At 60.8% G+C, this 19,235-nt stretch carries 33 protein-coding genes; 1 reads left to right on the top strand and 32 read right to left on the bottom strand.

Features of this window, described 5'->3' with window-relative positions; translation table 11 throughout:
- The first annotated feature begins 171 nt into the window (after nucleotides 1–171).
- Nucleotides 172–1,170 (top strand): porphobilinogen synthase, encoded by a 999-nt coding sequence (hemB, locus tag LGN19_RS38245; RefSeq protein ID WP_174958646.1) that lies wholly within the window; start codon nucleotides 172–174, stop codon nucleotides 1,168–1,170.
- Between the two features lie 155 nt (nucleotides 1,171–1,325).
- Here the strand turns inward: hemB and dsbD are convergent, their stop codons facing one another.
- The 32 genes from dsbD to LGN19_RS38085 form a co-directional block, all read right to left on the bottom strand.
- Entirely contained in the window at nucleotides 1,326–3,173 is a 1,848-nt protein-coding gene (dsbD, locus tag LGN19_RS38240) for a protein-disulfide reductase DsbD (RefSeq protein ID WP_226220095.1), read from the bottom strand.
- Nucleotides 3,166–3,492, bottom strand: coding sequence for a divalent-cation tolerance protein CutA (gene cutA, locus LGN19_RS38235; protein ID WP_226220094.1), 327 nt, complete (start codon nucleotides 3,490–3,492; stop codon nucleotides 3,166–3,168). Before cutA ends, dsbD begins: the two co-directional genes overlap by 8 nt.
- 202 nt (nucleotides 3,493–3,694) lie before the next feature.
- A complete protein-coding gene (gene rplQ / locus LGN19_RS38230) occupies nucleotides 3,695–4,090 on the bottom strand; it encodes a 50S ribosomal protein L17 (protein WP_006477175.1) in 396 nt (131 codons plus the stop codon).
- A 137-nt stretch (nucleotides 4,091–4,227) separates the two neighbouring features.
- The gene (locus LGN19_RS38225; RefSeq protein WP_006477176.1) at nucleotides 4,228–5,205 is read right to left on the bottom strand and encodes a DNA-directed RNA polymerase subunit alpha; all 978 of its coding nucleotides are present in this window, start codon (nucleotides 5,203–5,205) and stop codon (nucleotides 4,228–4,230) included.
- Nucleotides 5,206–5,329: 124 nt separating this feature from the next.
- Nucleotides 5,330–5,953, bottom strand: a complete 624-nt coding sequence (gene rpsD, locus LGN19_RS38220; protein ID WP_011350679.1) for a 30S ribosomal protein S4 — start codon at nucleotides 5,951–5,953, stop codon at nucleotides 5,330–5,332.
- Between the two features lie 154 nt (nucleotides 5,954–6,107).
- Nucleotides 6,108–6,509: a 30S ribosomal protein S11 gene (gene rpsK / locus LGN19_RS38215; RefSeq protein WP_085042827.1), complete on the bottom strand. Its 402-nt coding sequence runs from the start codon at nucleotides 6,507–6,509 to the stop codon at nucleotides 6,108–6,110.
- Between the two features lie 28 nt (nucleotides 6,510–6,537).
- A complete protein-coding gene (rpsM, locus tag LGN19_RS38210) occupies nucleotides 6,538–6,903 on the bottom strand; it encodes a 30S ribosomal protein S13 (RefSeq protein WP_006477178.1) in 366 nt (121 codons plus the stop codon).
- A gap of 38 nt (nucleotides 6,904–6,941) precedes the next feature.
- On the bottom strand, nucleotides 6,942–7,058 hold the full coding sequence (rpmJ, locus tag LGN19_RS38205; RefSeq protein WP_004199844.1) for a 50S ribosomal protein L36: 117 nt from the start codon (nucleotides 7,056–7,058) through the stop codon (nucleotides 6,942–6,944).
- Nucleotides 7,059–7,078: 20 nt separating this feature from the next.
- The gene (gene infA / locus LGN19_RS38200; protein WP_004521905.1) at nucleotides 7,079–7,297 is read right to left on the bottom strand and encodes a translation initiation factor IF-1; all 219 of its coding nucleotides are present in this window, start codon (nucleotides 7,295–7,297) and stop codon (nucleotides 7,079–7,081) included.
- 7 nt (nucleotides 7,298–7,304) lie between these two features.
- The gene (secY, locus tag LGN19_RS38195; RefSeq protein ID WP_006482915.1) at nucleotides 7,305–8,654 is read right to left on the bottom strand and encodes a preprotein translocase subunit SecY; all 1,350 of its coding nucleotides are present in this window, start codon (nucleotides 8,652–8,654) and stop codon (nucleotides 7,305–7,307) included.
- Between the two features lie 42 nt (nucleotides 8,655–8,696).
- On the bottom strand, nucleotides 8,697–9,131 hold the full coding sequence (gene rplO, locus LGN19_RS38190) for a 50S ribosomal protein L15 (RefSeq protein ID WP_006477180.1): 435 nt from the start codon (nucleotides 9,129–9,131) through the stop codon (nucleotides 8,697–8,699).
- A gap of 26 nt (nucleotides 9,132–9,157) precedes the next feature.
- A complete protein-coding gene (gene rpmD / locus LGN19_RS38185) occupies nucleotides 9,158–9,340 on the bottom strand; it encodes a 50S ribosomal protein L30 (RefSeq protein WP_006400644.1) in 183 nt (60 codons plus the stop codon).
- A 15-nt stretch (nucleotides 9,341–9,355) separates the two neighbouring features.
- Nucleotides 9,356–9,874 carry a 30S ribosomal protein S5 gene (rpsE, locus tag LGN19_RS38180; protein WP_006482895.1) on the bottom strand — a complete coding sequence of 173 codons (519 nt, stop codon included), beginning with the start codon at nucleotides 9,872–9,874 and terminating at the stop codon, nucleotides 9,356–9,358.
- A 14-nt stretch (nucleotides 9,875–9,888) separates the two neighbouring features.
- Nucleotides 9,889–10,254, bottom strand: a complete 366-nt coding sequence (gene rplR, locus LGN19_RS38175; RefSeq protein ID WP_006477183.1) for a 50S ribosomal protein L18 — start codon at nucleotides 10,252–10,254, stop codon at nucleotides 9,889–9,891.
- Nucleotides 10,255–10,266: 12 nt separating this feature from the next.
- Nucleotides 10,267–10,797: a 50S ribosomal protein L6 gene (rplF, locus tag LGN19_RS38170; protein WP_006758786.1), complete on the bottom strand. Its 531-nt coding sequence runs from the start codon at nucleotides 10,795–10,797 to the stop codon at nucleotides 10,267–10,269.
- A gap of 18 nt (nucleotides 10,798–10,815) precedes the next feature.
- Entirely contained in the window at nucleotides 10,816–11,211 is a 396-nt protein-coding gene (gene rpsH, locus LGN19_RS38165; RefSeq protein WP_011350677.1) for a 30S ribosomal protein S8, read from the bottom strand.
- A gap of 14 nt (nucleotides 11,212–11,225) precedes the next feature.
- Complete coding sequence (rpsN, locus tag LGN19_RS38160; protein ID WP_011350676.1) at nucleotides 11,226–11,531, bottom strand: 30S ribosomal protein S14; 306 nt, start codon at nucleotides 11,529–11,531, stop codon at nucleotides 11,226–11,228.
- 7 nt (nucleotides 11,532–11,538) lie between these two features.
- Nucleotides 11,539–12,078, bottom strand: a complete 540-nt coding sequence (gene rplE, locus LGN19_RS38155) for a 50S ribosomal protein L5 (protein WP_006477186.1) — start codon at nucleotides 12,076–12,078, stop codon at nucleotides 11,539–11,541.
- Nucleotides 12,079–12,094: 16 nt separating this feature from the next.
- Complete coding sequence (rplX, locus tag LGN19_RS38150; RefSeq protein ID WP_006477187.1) at nucleotides 12,095–12,403, bottom strand: 50S ribosomal protein L24; 309 nt, start codon at nucleotides 12,401–12,403, stop codon at nucleotides 12,095–12,097.
- 9 nt (nucleotides 12,404–12,412) lie between these two features.
- Nucleotides 12,413–12,781 (bottom strand): 50S ribosomal protein L14, encoded by a 369-nt coding sequence (gene rplN / locus LGN19_RS38145; protein ID WP_006482918.1) that lies wholly within the window; start codon nucleotides 12,779–12,781, stop codon nucleotides 12,413–12,415.
- A 309-nt stretch (nucleotides 12,782–13,090) separates the two neighbouring features.
- Nucleotides 13,091–13,363, bottom strand: coding sequence for a 30S ribosomal protein S17 (gene rpsQ / locus LGN19_RS38140; protein WP_043191859.1), 273 nt, complete (start codon nucleotides 13,361–13,363; stop codon nucleotides 13,091–13,093).
- The gene (rpmC, locus tag LGN19_RS38135; protein WP_006400652.1) at nucleotides 13,360–13,554 is read right to left on the bottom strand and encodes a 50S ribosomal protein L29; all 195 of its coding nucleotides are present in this window, start codon (nucleotides 13,552–13,554) and stop codon (nucleotides 13,360–13,362) included. Before rpmC ends, rpsQ begins: the two co-directional genes overlap by 4 nt.
- A gap of 9 nt (nucleotides 13,555–13,563) precedes the next feature.
- Nucleotides 13,564–13,980, bottom strand: a complete 417-nt coding sequence (rplP, locus tag LGN19_RS38130) for a 50S ribosomal protein L16 (protein WP_006752927.1) — start codon at nucleotides 13,978–13,980, stop codon at nucleotides 13,564–13,566.
- A 2-nt stretch (nucleotides 13,981–13,982) separates the two neighbouring features.
- Nucleotides 13,983–14,783, bottom strand: a complete 801-nt coding sequence (rpsC, locus tag LGN19_RS38125; RefSeq protein ID WP_006482899.1) for a 30S ribosomal protein S3 — start codon at nucleotides 14,781–14,783, stop codon at nucleotides 13,983–13,985.
- A gap of 11 nt (nucleotides 14,784–14,794) precedes the next feature.
- Complete coding sequence (gene rplV, locus LGN19_RS38120; protein ID WP_114175686.1) at nucleotides 14,795–15,124, bottom strand: 50S ribosomal protein L22; 330 nt, start codon at nucleotides 15,122–15,124, stop codon at nucleotides 14,795–14,797.
- Between the two features lie 12 nt (nucleotides 15,125–15,136).
- Nucleotides 15,137–15,412: a 30S ribosomal protein S19 gene (rpsS, locus tag LGN19_RS38115; protein WP_004199273.1), complete on the bottom strand. Its 276-nt coding sequence runs from the start codon at nucleotides 15,410–15,412 to the stop codon at nucleotides 15,137–15,139.
- 10 nt (nucleotides 15,413–15,422) lie between these two features.
- Nucleotides 15,423–16,250: a 50S ribosomal protein L2 gene (gene rplB, locus LGN19_RS38110; RefSeq protein WP_006482900.1), complete on the bottom strand. Its 828-nt coding sequence runs from the start codon at nucleotides 16,248–16,250 to the stop codon at nucleotides 15,423–15,425.
- Nucleotides 16,251–16,252: 2 nt separating this feature from the next.
- Nucleotides 16,253–16,567 carry a 50S ribosomal protein L23 gene (gene rplW, locus LGN19_RS38105; protein WP_004199275.1) on the bottom strand — a complete coding sequence of 105 codons (315 nt, stop codon included), beginning with the start codon at nucleotides 16,565–16,567 and terminating at the stop codon, nucleotides 16,253–16,255.
- A complete protein-coding gene (gene rplD, locus LGN19_RS38100; protein WP_011350675.1) occupies nucleotides 16,564–17,184 on the bottom strand; it encodes a 50S ribosomal protein L4 in 621 nt (206 codons plus the stop codon). The genes rplW and rplD overlap by 4 nt, the downstream gene beginning before the upstream one ends.
- Entirely contained in the window at nucleotides 17,184–17,834 is a 651-nt protein-coding gene (rplC, locus tag LGN19_RS38095) for a 50S ribosomal protein L3 (protein ID WP_006482922.1), read from the bottom strand. The genes rplD and rplC overlap by 1 nt, the downstream gene beginning before the upstream one ends.
- 177 nt (nucleotides 17,835–18,011) lie before the next feature.
- Complete coding sequence (gene rpsJ, locus LGN19_RS38090; protein ID WP_004199280.1) at nucleotides 18,012–18,323, bottom strand: 30S ribosomal protein S10; 312 nt, start codon at nucleotides 18,321–18,323, stop codon at nucleotides 18,012–18,014.
- 285 nt (nucleotides 18,324–18,608) lie between these two features.
- On the bottom strand, nucleotides 18,609–19,235 hold a 627-nt coding region (locus LGN19_RS38085; protein WP_077234745.1), incomplete at its 5' end, for an EF-Tu/IF-2/RF-3 family GTPase.

Raw genomic sequence — 19,235 nt, 5'->3', positions numbered from 1 at the left:
GAACGGCGGGTCAAACAGCCTAATCGAAAAACGACAGGCACCCGCTCAGGGAGGAGAAGCGGGGAGCTGCACGCGACGCGTGCCGCTCGATCGCTATCATATACCAACGCTCCCGAAAATGACCGAAGGGTTCCGTAAGGTCCTTACTGCCCTGATTTCTACCCAATCGCCATGAGCTTCCATCCGCTTCATCGTCCGCGCCGGATGCGCCGCGACGACTTCTCCCGCCGCCTGATGCGCGAAAACCGCCTGACCACCGACGACCTGATCTATCCGGTATTCGTCGTCGAAGGCACCAACGAACGGCAGCCGGTACCATCGATGCCGGGCGTCGAACGCGTGTCCGTCGATCTGCTGATGCAGGTCGCCGAGCAGTGCGTCGAACTCGGCGTGCCCGTGCTGTCGCTGTTCCCGGCCATCGAGCCGTCGGTGAAAACGCCTGACGGCCGCGAGGCAGCCAATCCGGCAGGCCTGATCCCGCGCGCGGTGCGCGAGCTGAAAAAGCGCTTCCCCGAGCTCGGCGTGCTGACCGACGTCGCACTCGATCCGTACACGAGCCATGGCCAGGACGGCGTGCTCGACGAAAATGGCTACGTGATCAACGACGACACGATCGAGATCCTGATCGACCAGGCGCGCGCGCAGGCTGAAGCCGGTGTCGACATCGTCGCCCCGTCGGACATGATGGACGGCCGCATCGGCGCGATCCGCGAAATGCTGGAAAGCGACGGCCATATCCACACGCGCATCATGGCCTATTCGGCCAAGTTCGCATCGGCGTTCTATGGCCCGTTCCGCGACGCGGTCGGCTCGGCATCCAATCTGGGCAAGGGCAACAAGATGACCTACCAGATGGATCCGGCGAACAGCGATGAAGCGCTGCGCGAAGTGCGCCTCGACATCGACGAAGGCGCCGACATGGTGATGGTCAAGCCCGGCATGCCGTACCTCGACATCGTGCGCCGCGTGAAGGACGAGTTCCGCTTCCCGACCTACGTGTACCAGGTGAGCGGCGAATACGCGATGCTGAAGGCTGCCGCGATGAACGGCTGGCTCGACCACGACAAGGTCGTGCTCGAATCGCTGCTCGCGTTCAAGCGTGCGGGCGCCGACGGCATCCTCACGTACTTCGCGCTCGACGCCGCGCGTCTGCTGAAAGCGCAACGCTGATTGCCCGCCGGCAGGCGGAAACAAAAACGGCGGGACACTTCGGTGTCCCGCCGTTTTTTTGTTCCCGTCGATCAGAGCCGTCTGCTCGTGCCGATCTTCAGCTCATGCCGCACGAGCGCGCCGCTTCGCCGCCGGCGCGCTCCCGGCAGGCATGGTCACACCGTCGGGACCGCAGCCCGGTCGAGGCTGCGCAGGAACGTCTCAGCTGCCTGATAGCCAACCACACGCCCGATCTCGTTACCGTTGCGATCGAAGAAGATGATGCCCGGCGGCCCGAACAGGTTGAAGCGCTTCAACAGCGCCTGGTCGTCCGGGTTGTTCGCGGTGACGTCCGCGCGCACGAGATGAAGCTGCGCGAGCCGCGCCTGCACGCGCGCGTCGGTAAACGTCAGATGCTCCATCTCCTTGCAGCTCACGCACCAGTCGGCATAGAAGTCGAGCATCACGGGCTGGCCGGACGTCTTCAGCAGCGCGTCGAGTTCACCGCTCGAGCGCACCGATGCGAACGCGGGGCCGTCCTGCGCACCGGCCGCGCCTGCCGTCGCAGGGCCGCCTGACGCAACCGTGCGTGCCGCCAGCACCGCCAACGGCTTGACCGGATCGGTCGACCCCGCGGCCAGGCCGACCAGCAGCGTGGCCGCCCAGATCGCGAGCGCGGCGCCCACGCCACGACCGAGGCGACGCCAGATAGATGTGGCGCCGGCATTCGGCGTGAACAGCCCGAGCGCCGCGGCCGCGATCAGCAGCCACAACGCGGCGAGCACCATCTTCAGGCCACCGGCAAGCACCGGCCACACGATCCACAGCGCAGCTGCGAGCAGCACGATGCCGAAGAACACCTTCACGCCATCCATCCAGGCACCGGCGCGCGGCAGCACCGTCCCGGCACCGACGCCGACGACCAGCAGCGGCACGCCCAGCCCCAGCCCCATCGCGAACAGCGCGGCACCGCCGAGCAGTGCATTGCCCGTATGGGCGATGAAGGCGAGCACCGCGAACAGCGGCGCCGTCATGCACGCACCGACGACCAGTGCGGACAGCGCGCCCATCGCCGCGACCGCGACGAAATGGCCGCCCTGGCGCGCGCCCGATGCGTCGGCCGCGCCGTTCTGCCAGCGCGCGGGCAGCGCGATGTCCTTGCCCGAGATCAGCGAGACGGCAAACGCGGTCAGCAGCACGCCGAACGCGCCGAGCACCCACGGGTTCTGCAGCCACGCGCCGAGGCTCTGGCCCACCAGCGCCGCGGCGATGCCGAGTACCGTATAAACCAGCGCCATGCCGACCACATAGGTCAGCGACAGCGCGAAGCCGCGCGCATGCGTCGCGCGCGTGCCCTGGCCGATGATGATCGCCGACACGATCGGGATCATCGGGTACGAACACGGCAGCAGGCTCAGCACGACGCCCGCGACGAAATACAGTGCGACGATCGTGAAGAAGCCGTGCCCTTCGAGCAACGACTGCGCGAAATCGGCGCTCGTGACCTTGTCGAACCAGCTACCCGCGGCGGCCGTATCGCCGGACGACGAGGCGGCGCCCAGCGCGGCGCCGTCGACCTTCACGACGTGCTCGGCCGGCGGATAGCAGATGCCCTCGTCCGCGCACCCCTGCGACGTCACCGCGAGTTCGAACGGGCCCGACGCCTGCTTGACGGGCACGTGCACGACGACTTCGTCACGGTAGGTCTCGACGTTCTTCTGGAACGTCTGATCGAATTTCACGTGGCCGGCCGGGAATTGCGGATCGCCGAGCGTCGCCTGCCCGCTCTTCACCGCGAACGCGAACCGCTCGCGGTACAGGTAATAGCCGTTGGCGACCTTGAAGCGGACGTCCACCTGCCCCGGCGATTCGCTCGCACTGAACTTGAACGCTACCGACGGATCGAGAAAATCGTCGGCCGCGCGCGCGACCGACAGGCCGCCCAGCACGAGCATGAACGACAACAGGACTGCGAGGAACCGCAGCGCGCGCACGCGCACGGGAAGCGCCATACCGTTAAACATGAAATAGACGTTGAGTTTCGCTGGTCACCCACTGACCGTACGCGGCCGATGCCGTCGTCTGCCACGAGACGACTTCAGGCGTCTCGTAAGGATGATGCGCGAGAATAAATCGCTCCAGTTCGAGCGCCCGCACGGGGCTCGTCTTGAACAGCAACTGGATCTCGTCGGCCGTTTCGACCTTGCCCTGCCAGTAATAGCGCGACTTGATCGCACCGAGCTCCGACACGCACGCGGCAAGCCGCGCGTCGAGCGCACCCTCTGAAAGCGCCTGAGCGGTCGCGGCATCGGGCACCGTCGTCAGCATCAGCACCACTATCATCCGCGCCCTCCTGGCTGGTCTATCGGCTCATGCCGACGCGAATTGCCCACCTGGGGCGCGCGCCGGCTGCCCCGTATCGTAGCGCAGCCCGCGCAACGCTGCCGGCACCACCCTGCGACAATCGATCGCAGCCGGCGCCTGAAAAACAAAAAGGGCCAAGCAATCGCTCGGCCCCTTTCAGATACTGCTGCGTACCGGAAGCTTATTCAGCTTCTTGCACGTTTTCCGTTTCGTCGACTTCCGGACGATCGAGCAGCTCGACCAGTGCCATCGGTGCGTTGTCGCCCACGCGGAAGCCGAACTTCAGCACGCGCAGGTAGCCGCCCGGACGGTTCGCGAAACGCGGACCGAGCACGTCGAACAGCTTCGCCACCGAGTCACGATCGCGCAGGCGGTTGAACGCCAGGCGACGGTTTGCCAGCGACGGCTTCTTGCCGAGCGTGATCAGCGGCTCGACGACTTTACGGAGTTCCTTCGCCTTCGGCAGCGTCGTCTTGATGACTTCGTGCTCGATCAGCGAGTTGGACATGTTACGGAGCATAGCCAGACGGTGGCTGCTCGTGCGGTTCAGTTTCCGCAGACCATGACGATGGCGCATTTCAGTTTCCTTGATTCAAAGTTTTGATCCAGCTCTTCTATCGCACCTCGACGGGTGCACGGGCCGGTAGTGAAAAAAGCAAGATGCGGATTTTAAAGGAAAATCCGCATCTTTGCCAACTACAGCAACAACCAGGCTTACTTGTCGAGACCAGCCGGCGGCCAGTTTTCGAGCTTCATGCCCAGCGTGAGACCGCGCGAAGCGAGCACTTCCTTGATCTCGTTGAGCGACTTGCGACCGAGGTTCGGCGTCTTCAGCAGCTCGTTTTCCGTGCGCTGGATCAGGTCGCCGATGTAGTAGATGTTCTCGGCCTTCAGGCAGTTCGCCGAACGAACCGTCAGCTCGAGATCGTCCACCGGACGCAGCAGGATCGGATCGATCTGCGGTGCACGCGACGGCGCTTCGGCTGCCGTTTCCGTGCCTTCCAGCGCCGCGAACACGGACAGCTGGTCGACCAGGATGCGGGCCGATTGACGGATCGCTTCTTCCGGCGTGATCACACCGCTCGTCTCGATGTTCATCACGAGCTTGTCGAGGTCGGTACGCTGCTCGACACGTGCGCTTTCGACAGCGTAGCTCACGCGGCGAACCGGCGAGAACGATGCGTCGAGGACGATGCGGCCGATGATCTTGGCCGTGTCTTCGCCGTAGCGACGGACGTTGCCGGGCACATAGCCGCGACCCTTTTCGATCTTGATCTGAACGTCGAGCTTGCCGCCCTTCGACAGGTGCGCAATCACGTGATTCGGGTTGATGACTTCGCAGTCGTGAGCCAGCTCGATATCGCCGGCCGTGACAACGCCTTCACCTTCCTTGCGCAGCGTAACCGTCACTTCGTCACGGTTATGCAGCTTGAACACCACGCCCTTCAGGTTCAGCAGCAGGTTGACGACGTCTTCCTGCACGCCATCCAGCGTCGAGTACTCGTGCACCACGCCCGCGATCGTCACTTCGGTCGGCGCGTAGCCAACCATCGACGACAGCAGCACGCGACGCAGCGCATTGCCCAAGGTATGGCCGTAACCGCGTTCGAACGGTTCCATGACCACCCTCGCGTGGTTCTCGCCCAGCGATTCCACGGCGATGATCTTGGGTTTCAGCAAACTGGTTTGCATGGGCTTTCCTTTTCAATACCCTCGGCTCGTTACACCGATAAGGCTGACCGGTAACAACCAGAAAATAAACAGCCGAGGCCCCTCCTTGCGTAACGCAATCGGGGTACCTCGGCCGTCAATCGGATTAACGCGAATACAATTCGACGATCAGGCTTTCGTTGATGTCGCCTGCGATTTCAGCGCGTTCCGGCATTTGCTTGAACGTGCCTTCGAACTTCTTCGCATCGACTGCAACCCAGCTCGGCATGCCGCCTTGCTCGGCCAGCGACAGCGCTTCGACGATACGCGCTTGCTTCTTCGCCTTTTCGCGGATCGCGACGACGTCACCCGACTTCACTTGCTGCGACGGGACGTTCGCAACGACGCCGTTCACGGTGATCGACTTGTGGCTGACCAGCTGACGCGCTTCAGCGCGGGTCGAGCCGAAGCCCATGCGATACACGACGTTGTCGAGGCGCGACTCGAGCAGTTGCAGCAGGTTTTCACCCGTGTTGCCCTTGCGGCGGTCGGCTTCAGCGAAGTAGCGGCGGAACTGACGCTCCAGCACGCCGTAGATACGCTTGACCTTCTGCTTTTCGCGCAGCTGCGTACCGTAGTCGGACGTACGTGCGCCCGAGGTACGGCCGTGCTGACCCGGCTTGCTGTCGAGCTTGCACTTGTCGGCGAGCGAGCGGCGTGCGCTCTTCAGGAACAGGTCGGTGCCTTCACGGCGGGACAGCTTGGCTTTGGGGCCGATATAACGTGCCACTTTGCATTCCTTTATCAATCAGTCACGCGGATCGAAATCCGCGCTAGTCCGCTCCCTTTGGGGCGAACGGTGGGCTTAGTCAATCAAAAAAGCAACGCCCGTCGACGCTAAGCGGCGACAGGCAATGTGCTAGCACGAACGTGCCAGCACATCTTTAGATACGACGACGCTTCGGCGGACGGCAGCCGTTGTGCGGAATCGGGGTGACGTCCGAAATCGCGGTGATCTTGATGCCGAGGCCGTGCAGTGCGCGCACTGCCGACTCACGACCCGGGCCCGGGCCCTTGATCCGCACTTCCAGATTCTTCACGCCGTATTCCAGCGCGACGCGACCTGCCGACTCGGCTGCGACCTGAGCAGCGAACGGCGTCGATTTGCGCGAGCCCTTGAAGCCCTGGCCGCCCGACGTCGCCCATGCCAGTGCATTGCCTTGGCGATCGGTGATCGTGATGATCGTGTTGTTGAACGACGCGTGAACGTGAACCACGCCTTCAGCGACGTTCTTCTTAACCTTCTTGCGAACGCGTTGCGCCGCGGTGTTCGAAGCCTTAGCCATTACGTTTTCCTGTAACTGTCAGTTCCGCTTACTTCTTCAGCGCTTGCGCTGCACGACGCGGACCCTTGCGAGTACGTGCGTTCGTACGCGTACGCTGACCGCGCATCGGCAGGCCCTTGCGATGACGAACACCACGGTAGCAACCGAGGTCCATCAGGCGCTTGATGTTCATCGTCACTTCACGGCGCAGATCGCCTTCGACGACAAACTTGCCCACTTCTTCACGCAGCTTTTCCAAGTCTGCGTCGGTCAAGTCCTTGACCTTCTTCGAAAAATCGACGCCAGCTGCCACGCAGATGCTGCGCGAACGGGTGCGGCCGACACCAAAGATTGCCGTCAGGCCGATCTCGGTGTGCTGGTGATTCGGGATGTTAACCCCTGCGATACGAGCCATTGTTTTTCCTCAAACAAAAAGCGCAAACAAACGCGCGGTCAGCCTTGGCGCTGCTTGTGGCGCGGATCCGAGCTGCAGATCACGCGAACGACGCCTTTGCGCTTGATGATCTTGCAATTGCGGCAAATGCGCTTAACCGATGCCATCACTTTCATGATAATACCCTTTTTTCAAATCACTTCGCCCGGAACACGATCCGCGCACGAGACAGATCGTAAGGCGTCAACTCAACCGTCACCTTGTCGCCGGGCAGAATGCGGATGTAGTGCATCCGCATCTTTCCGGAAATATGCCCCAACACGACATGGCCGTTTTCCAGCTTCACACGGAAGGTCGCATTCGGGAGGTTCTCGATCACCTCACCCTGCATCTGGATTACATCGTCTTTGGCCATAGTCCTTTCAACGCATCGGGATGTTGCCGCCCTTGAAGTTCGCCTTCTTGAGCAGAGACTCATACTGTTGCGACATAACGTACGACTGCACCTGCGCCATAAAGTCCATCGTGACGACGACAATGATCAGCAGCGACGTTCCACCAAAATAAAACGGCACGTTCCAGCGCAGCACCAGAAACTCTGGCAGCAGACACACGAAGACGATGTAGATCGCACCGGCCAGCGTCAGACGCGTGAGGATGCGGTCGATATATCGTGCGGTCTGATCGCCCGGACGGATGCCCGGAACAAACGCGCCGCTTTTCTTCAGGTTGTCCGCGGTTTCCCTGCTGTTGAACACCAGCGCGGTGTAGAAGAAGCAGAAAAACACGATTGCCAGCGTGTACAGCAGCACATAGACCGGCTGGCCCGGCTTAAGCGCTTCCGCAACGTTATGCAACGTATTGGAAATCCAGCTTCCCGTCGGCTGACCGGTACTGAACCAGCCGAGAATCGTTGCCGGGAACAGAATGATCGACGATGCGAAGATCGGCGGAATCACACCCGACATGTTCAGCTTCAGCGGCAGATGCGACGACTGCCCACCGTAGATCTTGTTGCCGACCTGGCGCTTCGCGTAGTTCACGAGGATCTTGCGCTGACCGCGTTCGATGAACACGACCAGGTAAGTCACCGCGGCGATCAGAACGACGATGATGATCGCCGAAATGATGCTCATCGAACCCGTACGCACCAGCTCGAACAACCCACCGACGGCATTCGGGAACCCTGCTGCGATCCCGCCGAAGATGATGATCGAGATACCGTTGCCCAGACCACGCTCGGTAATCTGCTCGCCGAGCCACATCAGGAACATCGTGCCGGTAACCAGCGTCACGACCGTCGTCAGACGGAACAGCATGCCGGGGTCAGTGACGAGGCCCGGCTGGTTTTCCAGCGCAGCCGCGATACCGAACGCCTGGAAGGTCGCGAGCACTACGGTGAAATACCGCGTGTACTGCGTGATCTTCCGTTGCCCAGCCTGCCCTTCCTTCTTCAGCGCCTCGAGCTGCGGCGATACGATCGCCAGCAACTGCATGATGATCGACGCCGAGATGTACGGCATGATCCCCAGCGCAAAGATCGTGAAGCGGGAAAGCGCGCCACCCGAGAACATGTTGAACATGCCCAGGATGCCGCCCGCCTGGCTCTGGAACAGCTTAGCCAGTTGATCCGGATCGATGCCCGGCACGGGAATGTGCGCGCCGATGCGATAGACGATCAGCGCCAGGAGCAGGAACATCGCTCGCCGACGCAGATCGCCGAATTTCGCCGTGCTTCGACCGGGTTTTGCAAGACTCGGGCTGTTAGCCAAGTACCTTCTCCGATGAATGCAAGTGACGACGCGCTACGCGTGTCACTCGGCGAACGAACCGCCGGCCGCTTCGATCGCAGCGCGCGCACCCTTGGTGGCACCGAGACCCTTCACGACGATCTTGCGCTTCAGTTCGCCCGTCGCGATGATCTTTGCGCTCTTCGTCAGCTCACCGACCAGGCCGGCTTGCTTCAGTGCGAGCAGATCGATCTCATCGACCGGCAGCTTCTCGAGGTCGCTCAGGCGCACTTCACCGACGAATTCCTTCGTCAGCGACGTGAAGCCGCGCTTCGGCAGACGACGTTGCAGCGGCATCTGACCGCCTTCGAAACCGACTTTGTGGAAGCCGCCCGAACGCGATTTCTGACCCTTGTGACCACGGCCAGCCGTCTTGCCGAGGCCCGAACCGATGCCACGGCCGACGCGACGCTTGGCGTGCTTGGCGCCAGCTGCCGGCTTCAGGTTATTCAATTCCATATCAACTCCTTGATCCGTAGGGCCGCTTACGCGATGACCTTAACGAGGTACGAGACCTTGTTGATCATGCCGCGGACCGCCGGCGTGTCCTGAAGCTCGCTGACCGAGTTGAGTCGGCGCAGGCCCAGGCCACGCACGGTCGCGCGGTGCGATTCGCGGGTCCCGATCAGGCTCTTAACGAGCTGAACCTTGACAGTTTTTTCAGACATGGTGACCACCCGGGCTTAGCCCAAAATTTCTTCGACGGACTTGCCGCGCTTCGCCGCGATGTCTGCCGGGGTGGACTGCTTGCGCAGACCGTCCAGCGTGGCGCGAACGAGGTTGTACGGGTTCGTCGAACCGTGGCTCTTCGCCACGACGTTCTGAACGCCCATCACGTCGAACACTGCGCGCATCGGGCCGCCGGCGATCACGCCCGTACCTGCCTTCGCCGGAGCGAGGAGGACAGCGGATGCGCCATGCTTGCCGTGCACTTCGTGTTGCAACGTGCCGTTCTTGAGCGGCACCTTGAACATGTTGCGACGAGCTTGTTCCATTGCCTTCTGGACAGCGACCGGCACTTCCTTCGCCTTGCCCTTGCCCATACCGATACGGCCATCACCGTCGCCAACCACGGTCAGTGCGGCGAAGCCGAGAATACGGCCACCCTTCACGACCTTGGTCACGCGATTGACCGAAATCATCTTTTCACGAAGGCCGTCGTCGCGCTCGTCAGCCTGAACTTTCGCTTGCATCTTTGCCATGACGAATTCCTTCCTTAGAACTTGAGCCCAGCTTCGCGAGCTGCCTCAGCCAGCGCCTTGACGCGGCCGTGGTAGCGGAAGCCCGAGCGATCGAAGGCGACGGATTCGATGCCGGCAGCCTTTGCCTTCTCGGCAATACGCTTGCCGATCAGCGTCGCGGCATTAACGTTGCCGCCCTTGCCCGACTTGTCGGCCAGTTCAGCGCGCACTTCAGCTTCGAGCGTCGACGCGCTGGCGAGCACCTTGGTGCCGCAGGGCGAGAACACTTGAGCGTAGATGTGCGTGTTCGTGCGATGCACGGCGAGACGCGCGACCTGCAGCTCAGCGATCTTGATACGCGTCTGGCGAGCGCGGCGCAGGCGAGATTGAGTCTTATCCATGATTGCGCACCCTTACTTCTTCTTCGTTTCTTTGAGGATCACAACCTCGTCGGAATAGCGCACGCCCTTGCCCTTGTAGGGCTCCGGCGGACGGTAACCGCGAACTTCCGCAGCCACTTGACCGACTTGTTGCTTGTTGATCCCCTTGATCACGATTTCGGTTTGCGTCGGGGTTTCTGCCTTGACGCCTTCCGGCATCTGGTGCACCACGGGGTGCGAGAAACCCAGCGACAGGTTCAGCTTGTCGCCTTGCGCTTGCGCACGATAACCGACGCCAACCAGCGTCAGCTTGCGCTCGAAACCCTTGGTCACGCCGTGCACGGCATTCGCGATAATCGCGCGCATCGTGCCCGACAGTGCATTTGCTTCGCGGCTTTCGTCCACCGGCGACAGGTTCAGCGTGCCGTCGTTGTTCGCCACGTTCACGAGCGGATTGATCGCTTGCGTGATGGTGCCCAGCGGGCCCTTGACGGTGATTGCACCGTCGGCCAGCTTGACTTCCGCGCCTTGCAGCGCGATCGGGCTCTTACCTACTCGAGACATGTTTCTCTCTCCTCGGCTTTAAGCGACGTAGCAGATGACTTCGCCGCCGACGCCGGTAGCGCGCGCCTTGCGGTCGGTCATCACGCCCTTCGGCGTCGACACGATTGCCACACCGAGGCCATTCATGACCTGCGGAATGTCGTTACGGCCGCGGTACACGCGCAGGCCAGGCTTCGACACGCGTTCGATGCGTTCGATAACCGGACGGCCAGCGTAGTACTTCAGCGCGATATTCAGTTCGGACTTCGCACCTTCCGCCTTCACGGCGAAATCGTCGATATAGCCTTCGTCTTTCAGGACTTGCGCGATTGCAACCTTGACTTTCGACGAGGGCATCGACACCGATACCTTCTCGACCATCTGCCCATTGCGGATGCGAGTCAGCATATCGGCGATAGGATCACTCATGCTCATTTACGTTTCTCCTATTACCAGCTCGCCTTGGTCAGGCCAGGAATCTCGCCACGGAATGCGATTTCACGAATCTTGTTACGCGCGAGGCCGAATTTACGGAACGTGCCACGCGGACGGCCCGTGATCGCGCAGCGGTTACGCTGGCGGGTCGGGTTTGCGTTGCGGGGCAGTTGCTGCAGCTCAAGGCGTGCTTCGTAGCGCTCTTCTTCCGACTTGCTTTGGTCTTCGACGATCGCCTTCAGCGCATCGCGCTTTGCTGCGAACTTCGCGACCAGGCGGGCGCGCTTCTTTTCACGTTCGATCAGTGCCAGTTTAGCCACGGTAACCTCAGTTTCTGAACGGGAACTTGAAGCTGGCGAGCAGAGCCTTTGCTTCGTCGTCGGTCTTCGCAGTCGTCGTGATGCTGATGTTCAGCCCACGCAGTGCGTCGATCTTGTCGTAGTCGATTTCGGGGAAAATGATCTGCTCTTTCACACCGATGTTGTAGTTGCCACGGCCATCGAAAGCACGACCCGACACGCCGCGGAAGTCACGCACGCGGGGCAGGGCAACCGTCACGAAACGGTCGAGGAATTCGTACATTGCTTGGCCACGCAGCGTCACCATCGCGCCGATCGGGTAACCCTGGCGGATCTTGAAGCCTGCGATTGCCTTGCGTGCCTTCGTCACGACCGGCTTCTGACCAGCGATCTTCGTGAGGTCGCCAACGGCGTTCTCGATGATCTTCTTGTCAGCGATCGCTTCGCCAAGACCCATGTTCAGCGTGATCTTGGTGATGCGCGGCACTTCCATGACCGACTTGTAACCGAACTTCTCGATCAGGCCGGGCACAACCTTTTCTTTGTAAAACTCTTGAAAACGAGCCATTTTTTACTCCGCTGCGTCAGGCGCTCAGTACAGCACCGGTCGTCTTCAGGAAGCGAACCTTCTTGCCTTCCTCGACCTTGATGCCAACACGCGACGCCTTGCCATTCGCGTCGACCAGTGCGACGTTCGAAATATGCAGGGGCATCGTCTTCGCTTCCACGCCGCCCGTCGTACCCTTCATCGGGTTCGGCTTCACATGCTTCTTGACGAGGTTGATACCTTCAACCGTCACATGCTCTGCACCGACAGCCAGCACGACGCCGCGCTTGCCCTTGTCTTTGCCAGTGACGACGATGACTTCGTCACCTTTGCGAATCTTGTTCATCGCGACTCCTTACAGCACTTCCGGCGCCAGCGAAACGATCTTCATGAATCGTTCGCTACGCAACTCACGCGTGACCGGCCCGAAGATACGGGTGCCGATCGGCTCGAGCTTGTTATTCAAAAGCACAGCGGCGTTGCCGTCGAACTTGATCAGCGAGCCGTCTTGACGGCGCACACCCTTGGCGGTGCGGACCACCACGGCGTTGTAAATTTCGCCTTTCTTCACGCGCCCGCGCGGCGTTGCCTCTTTGACGCTCACCTTGATGATGTCGCCAATGCCGGCGTAACGACGCTTCGAGCCGCCGAGCACCTTGATGCACAGAACTTCACGTGCACCCGTGTTGTCGGCTACTTCGAGCCGAGATTCGGTCTGGATCATGGTTTGTCTTTCCCAACTTAATCCGGATGCACCACCATGATGCATTCGGTCAGTCTTGGTCCCGTCAGCCAATCGGCTGCTTGGGTTGGAACAGCAGCGACGGCAAACGAAACCCGCCATCGCAATTCGGTGAATCTTTCGGACAGGCAGGCGCCAGTCCGCTTCCCCCACCAACTTCGCCCGCGACGGGGCTCCCATAAAGAGGGAAGACCAGGATTATAACAAATAATCCTGGTCACGCAAGCAAAAACTTTGCGATTTCAAGCACTTCGTGGAGAAGTACTTGTTACTGCCTACTGCGCTGTCCGCTTAGATGACGCGAGCGGCTTCGACGAGGCGCGACACCGTCCAGGCCTTCGTCTTCGACAGCGGACGAGTTTCCTGGATTTCAACGAGGTCACCCTCGTTGTAGGTGTTCGCTTCATCGTGCGCGTGGTACTTCTTCGAGCGCACGACGTACTTGCCGTAGATCGGATGCTTGACGCGGTGCTCGATCAGCACGGTGACGGTCTTGTCCATCTTGTTGCTGACGACCCGACCGACCAGCGTCCGCTTCAGCGAGGTTTTCACGCTATCGTTCATTTCTGGTTCGCCTTCTGAGTCATGACGGTCCGCACACGTGCGATGTCGCGACGAACCTTCTTCAGCTGGCTCGTGTTCGTGAGCTGCTGGGTCGCGAGTTGCATGCGCAGGCCGAATTGCGCCTTCAGCAGGTCCGCCAGCTCCTTGTTGAGCGCGGCCTGGTCTTTCTGGAGAAGTTCGGAAGCCTTCATATTTTCTCCTTAGGCGCCGAGCTGGCGCACGATGAATGCCGTCTTCAGCGGCAGCTTGGCTGCAGCCAGACGGAACGCTTCGCGTGCCAGTTCTTCGGTTACGCCGTCCATTTCATAGAGCATCTTGCCCGGCTGAATCTCGGCGACGTAGTACTCCGGGTTACCCTTACCGTTACCCATACGCACTTCGGCCGGCTTCTGCGAAATCGGCTTGTCCGGGAAGATCCGGATCCAGATGCGGCCGCCACGCTTGATGTGACGCGTCATTGCACGACGCGCCGCTTCAATCTGGCGTGCGGTCAAACGACCGCGACCGATAGCCTTCAGGCCGAAGTCACCGAACGACACTGCGTTGCCGCGCGTCGCCTTGCCGGTGTTACGACCCTTCTGCTCTTTACGATACTTTCTGCGTTTCGGTTGCAGCATCGTTATTCTCCAGTCTTGCCGTCTTCGGGCTTGCCGGCGCCACGGCGCGGTGCGCCACGACGAGCACCCGGAGCGCCGCCTTCGCCGTCACGGCGCGGACGACGGTCGCCCGGACGCGCATTGCGACGCGGACGCTTGTCTTCGGCTACTTCTTCCACCACCGGTGCGTCGTTGCGGCCGAGCGTGTCGCCCTTGTACACCCACACCTTGACGCCGATGATCCCGTAGGTCGTCTTCGCTTCCGAGGTCGCGTAGTCGATATCGGCACGCAGCGTGTGAAGGGGCACGCGACCTTCGCGATACCACTCCGTACGGGCGATTTCGATACCGTTCAGACGGCCCGCGCTCATGATCTTGATGCCCTGGGCACCCAGACGCATCGCGTTCTGCATCGCACGCTTCATCGCGCGACGGAACATGATCCGGCGCTCGAGCTGTTGCGTGATCGAGTCAGCGATCAGCTGAGCATCGGTTTCCGGCTTGCGGATCTCTTCGATGTTGACGTGAACCGGAACGCCCATGCGGCGTTGCAGTTCCGTCTTCAGCTGTTCGATATCCTCGCCCTTCTTGCCGATGACCACACCCGGACGCGAGCTGTAAATCGTGATGCGCGCGTTCTTCGCCGGACGCTCGATGACGACCCGACCGACCGAAGCGTTCTTCAGCTTCTTCTTCAGGTATTCACGAACACCGATGTCTTCCTGCAGCATCGCCGCGAAATTGTTGTTGTTCGCGTACCAACGCGAAGCCCAATTACGGCTGACAGCCAGGCGGAAGCCAGTCGGATGAATTTTCTGTCCCATCGTATGGCTCCTTAATTCCCGACCGTCACAGTGATGTGACAGGATTGCTTCTCGATGCGGTTACCGCGGCCCTTGGCGCGCGCGGTGAAACGCTTGAGCGATGCAGCCTTGTCGACGAAGATGCTCTTGATCTTGAGCTCGTCGATATCGGCGCCTTCGTTGTGCTCCGCATTCGCGATTGCCGACAGCACAACCTTCTTCACGATGCCAGCCGCTTTCTTCGGCGAGAACGTCAGAACGTTCAGCGCCTTGTCGACCGGCAAACCGCGGATCTGGTCAGCCACAAGGCGCGTTTTTTGCGCCGAGATGCGGGCACCGCGATGAATTGCTTTCACTTCCATCTTGATTGCCCCTTATTTCTTGGCCTTCTTGTCGGCTGCGTGACCCTTGAACGTACGGGTCAGTGCGAACTCGCCAAGCTTGTGGCCGACCATGTTTTCCGAGATGTACACCGGAACGTGTTGACGGCCGTTGTGAACAGCGATCGTCAGGCCGATGAAATCCGGCAGAATCGTCGAGCGACGCGACCAGGTCTTGATCGGCTTTTTGTCGCGCGAAGCTGCAGCCGCCTCAACTTTCTTCAGCAAATGGGCGTCGCAGAACGGACCTTTTTTAACAGAACGTGCCATTGCCTACTCCTTAACGCTTGTGACGGCGCTGGACGATCATCGTCGTCGTGCGCTTGTTGCTACGGGTGCGATAACCCTTAGCCGGCGTACCCCACGGGCTAACCGGATCGCGACCTGCAGCCGTCTTGCCCTCACCACCACCGTGCGGGTGATCAACCGGGTTCATCGCAACGCCACGCACCGTCGGGCGGATACCGCGCCAGCGGTTCGCGCCAGCCTTGCCGATCTGGCGCAGGCTATGCTCTTCGTTGCCGACTTCACCGATCGTTGCACGGCACTCGATGTGCACGCGGCGGATTTCGCCCGAACGCAGACGAACCTGCGCGTAGACGCCTTCACGTGCCAGCAGCATTGCCGACGTACCAGCCGAACGCGCCATTTGCGCGCCCTTGCCCGGCAGCATCTCGATGCAGTGGATCGTCGTACCGACCGGAATGTTGCGGATCGGCAGCGTGTTGCCTGCACGGATCGGCGCTTCCGAACCCGACATCAGCTGTTGGCCGACGGTCAGGCCCTTCGGGGCGATGATGTAGCGACGTTCGCCGTCTGCGTAGAGCACCAGCGCGATGTTCGCGCTACGGTTCGGGTCGTACTCGAGACGCTCGACCTTTGCCGGGATGCCATCCTTCGTGCGACGGAAATCGACGATACGATAGTGTTGCTTGTGACCACCACCCTTGTGACGCGTGGTGATACGGCCGTTGTTGTTACGACCGGCGGTCGAGCTCTGCGAGTCGAGCAGTGCCGCGAACGGCTTGCCCTGGTGCAGATTCTTGTTGACCACCTTGACCATCGCGCGGCGACCCGGCGATGTCGGCTTAACTTTAACGATTGCCATGATTACTTGGCCTCCGCTTCAAAGTTGATTTCCTGGCCGGGCTTCAGGCAAACGTACGCCTTCTTCACGTCCTTGCGGCGGCCCATCGAACGGCCAAAGCGCTTTTGCTTGCCCTTCTGAACCAGCACGTTGACGGAATCAACTTCAACCTTGAACAGCAGCTCGACAGCCGCCTTCACTTCCTGCTTCGTGGCATCCGGTGCGACTTCGAACACGACTTGCTCGTTCTTGTCGGCAACCAGCGTCGCCTTCTCCGAGATCACCGGTGCGAGCAGGACCTGCATCAAACGATGATCGTTCTTGCGAATCTCGCTCATGACAGCAACTCCTCGATCTGGGCGACCGCAGCCTTCGTGACCAGCACTTTCTTGAAGTAGATCAGCGAGAGCGGGTCAGCGTAGCGCGGCTCGACAATTGCCACGTGCGGCAGGTTGCGCGATGCCAGGTACAGGTTCTCGTCGACCGTATCCGTAATGATCAGAACGGAGTCGAGACCCATGGTCTTGAATTTTTCGGCCAGCAGCTTGGTCTTCGGCGCTTCGAGGATGATGTCCTCGACGACCGACAGACGGCCTTCACGGGCCAGCTGCGAGAAGATCGAGCAGAGACCTGCGCGATGCATCTTCTTGTTGACCTTGTGCGAGAAGTTTTCTTCCGGCGAATTCGGGAAGATACGACCACCGCCACGCCACAACGGGCTCGACGACATACCGGCACGAGCGCGGCCCGTACCCTTCTGGCGCCACGGCTTCTTCGTCGTGTGCTTGACTTGCTCACGGTCCTTCTGTGCGCGGTTACCCTGGCGAGCATTCGCCTGGTAAGCGACGACGACCTGGTGGATCAGCGCTTCGTTGTAGTCACGACCGAACACGACGTCCGATGCGTTGACCACTGCACCTTCCTGACCATTTTCGTTCAGGAGCTTGAGTTCCATTATTTCGCCCCCTTGGTCTTGACGGCCGGCGTCACGAAGACTTTGCCGCCCTTCGCGCCCGGAATCGCACCCTTCACGAGCAGCAGCTTGCGCTCTGCGTCGATACGAGCGATTTCGAGGTTCTGCACCGTCACCGTCACGTCACCCATGTGACCCGTCATGCGTTTACCCGGGAAAACACGACCCGGATCCTGCGCCATACCGATCGAACCCGGCACGTTGTGCGAGCGCGAGTTACCGTGCGTAGCACGGCCGGAGGAGAAGTTGTAACGCTTGATCGTACCGGCGTAGCCCTTACCGATCGACACGCCTTGCACGTCGACCTTCTGGCCCACTTCGAAAAGATCTGCACCGACCACGGCGCCATTCGACAGCTCAGCTGCCTTGGCCGCGTCAATGCGGAATTCCTTGAGGATTTCACCGGCTTCGACACCGGCTTTGGCGAGATGACCTGCCAGCGGCTTCGTCACGCGCGATGCACGACGGGAGCCGAATGCAACCTGCACGGCCGTGTAGCCGTCGGTTTCAACAGTCTTGATCTGCGTCACGCGGTTGTCCGACACGTCCAGCACGGTGACGGGAATCGAATCCCCTTCCGCCGTGAAGATACGGGTCATGCCAACCTTGCGACCTACGAGTCCAAGGCTCATCATTTTCTCCATTCCCGACTGCGATTGGTCGGGGCTGATTTACAAAATGCCGGGCACGCAAGGCCCAACTTTTTTCCGCGAATACGCGAAAAGCCAAGCATTATAGCCCGACCTCGCGTTTTCCGCAAGCAATCAAAGACTTAGCGCCGCCCGGCTAGCCGATCGGCGCCGGAAGCCTTACTGCAGCTTGATTTCCACGTCGACGCCAGCCGGCAGGTCGAGCTTCATCAGCGCGTCAACCGTCTTGTCGGTCGGATCGACGATGTCCATCAGGCGCTGGTGGGTACGGATTTCGAGCTGATCGCGCGACGTCTTGTTGACGTGCGGCGAACGCAGGATGTCAAAACGCTGAATGCGCGTCGGCAGCGGCACCGGGCCACGGACGATTGCGCCAGTCCGCTTCGCGGTATCGACGATCTCGGCAGCCGATTGATCGATCAGACGATAGTCGAATGCCTTCAGGCGAATGCGGATTTTCTGTTGCTGCATGACGATTCCTTGGAAAGAGCGAGGCGATGTTGCATCGCCGGACACTAAAAGAACGCGAAACATGACGCCTGCGGGGAGCGAGACATCAAGTTCCGAACGGTACTTCCACTGCTAAGCCCGCGATTCTACACGAAATTCTGGAGCGATGGTGCGAGTTTCTCGCCCCGCACATCGGCGTACCGAAAAAACAAAACCGGGTGCCAGCGCAAGCTGGACACCCGGTTTCGACGGTAAAACTACTACCGCGGAATCGCGGACCCCGTCGGGATCCGCGGATCGTCGATATTACTCGATGATCTTGGCGACGACGCCGGCGCCGACCGTACGGCCGCCTTCGCGGATTGCGAAGCGCAGACCTTCTTCCATCGCGATCGGAGCGATCAGCTTCACCGTGATCGACACGTTGTCGCCCGGCATCACCATTTCCTTGTCCTTCGGCAGCTCGATCGAGCCCGTCACGTCCGTCGTACGGAAGTAGAACTGCGGACGGTAGTTGTTGAAGAACGGCGTGTGACGGCCGCCTTCGTCCTTGCTCAGCACGTACACTTCAGCCGTGAAGTGCGTGTGCGGCGTGATCGAACCCGGCTTCGCCAGAACCTGGCCACGCTCCACGTCTTCACGCTTCGTGCCGCGCAGCAGGATACCAACGTTGTCGCCTGCTTGACCTTGGTCCAGCAGCTTGCGGAACATTTCAACGCCCGTGCAGGTCGTCTTCACCGTCGGCTTGATACCGACGATTTCGATTTCTTCGCCGACCTTCACGATGCCGCGCTCAACGCGACCCGTCACAACCGTACCACGGCCCGAGATCGAGAACACGTCTTCCACCGGCATCAGGAACGCGCCGTCAACTGCACGCTCCGGCGTCGGGATGTACGTGTCCAGCGCGTCGGCCAGGCTCATGATCGCCAC

The sequence above is a fragment of the Burkholderia sp. AU30198 genome, assembly GCF_020419825.1.
Taxonomy (GTDB): Bacteria; Pseudomonadota; Gammaproteobacteria; order Burkholderiales; family Burkholderiaceae; genus Burkholderia.
This window is presented reverse-complemented; position numbering and strand designations above follow the sequence as displayed.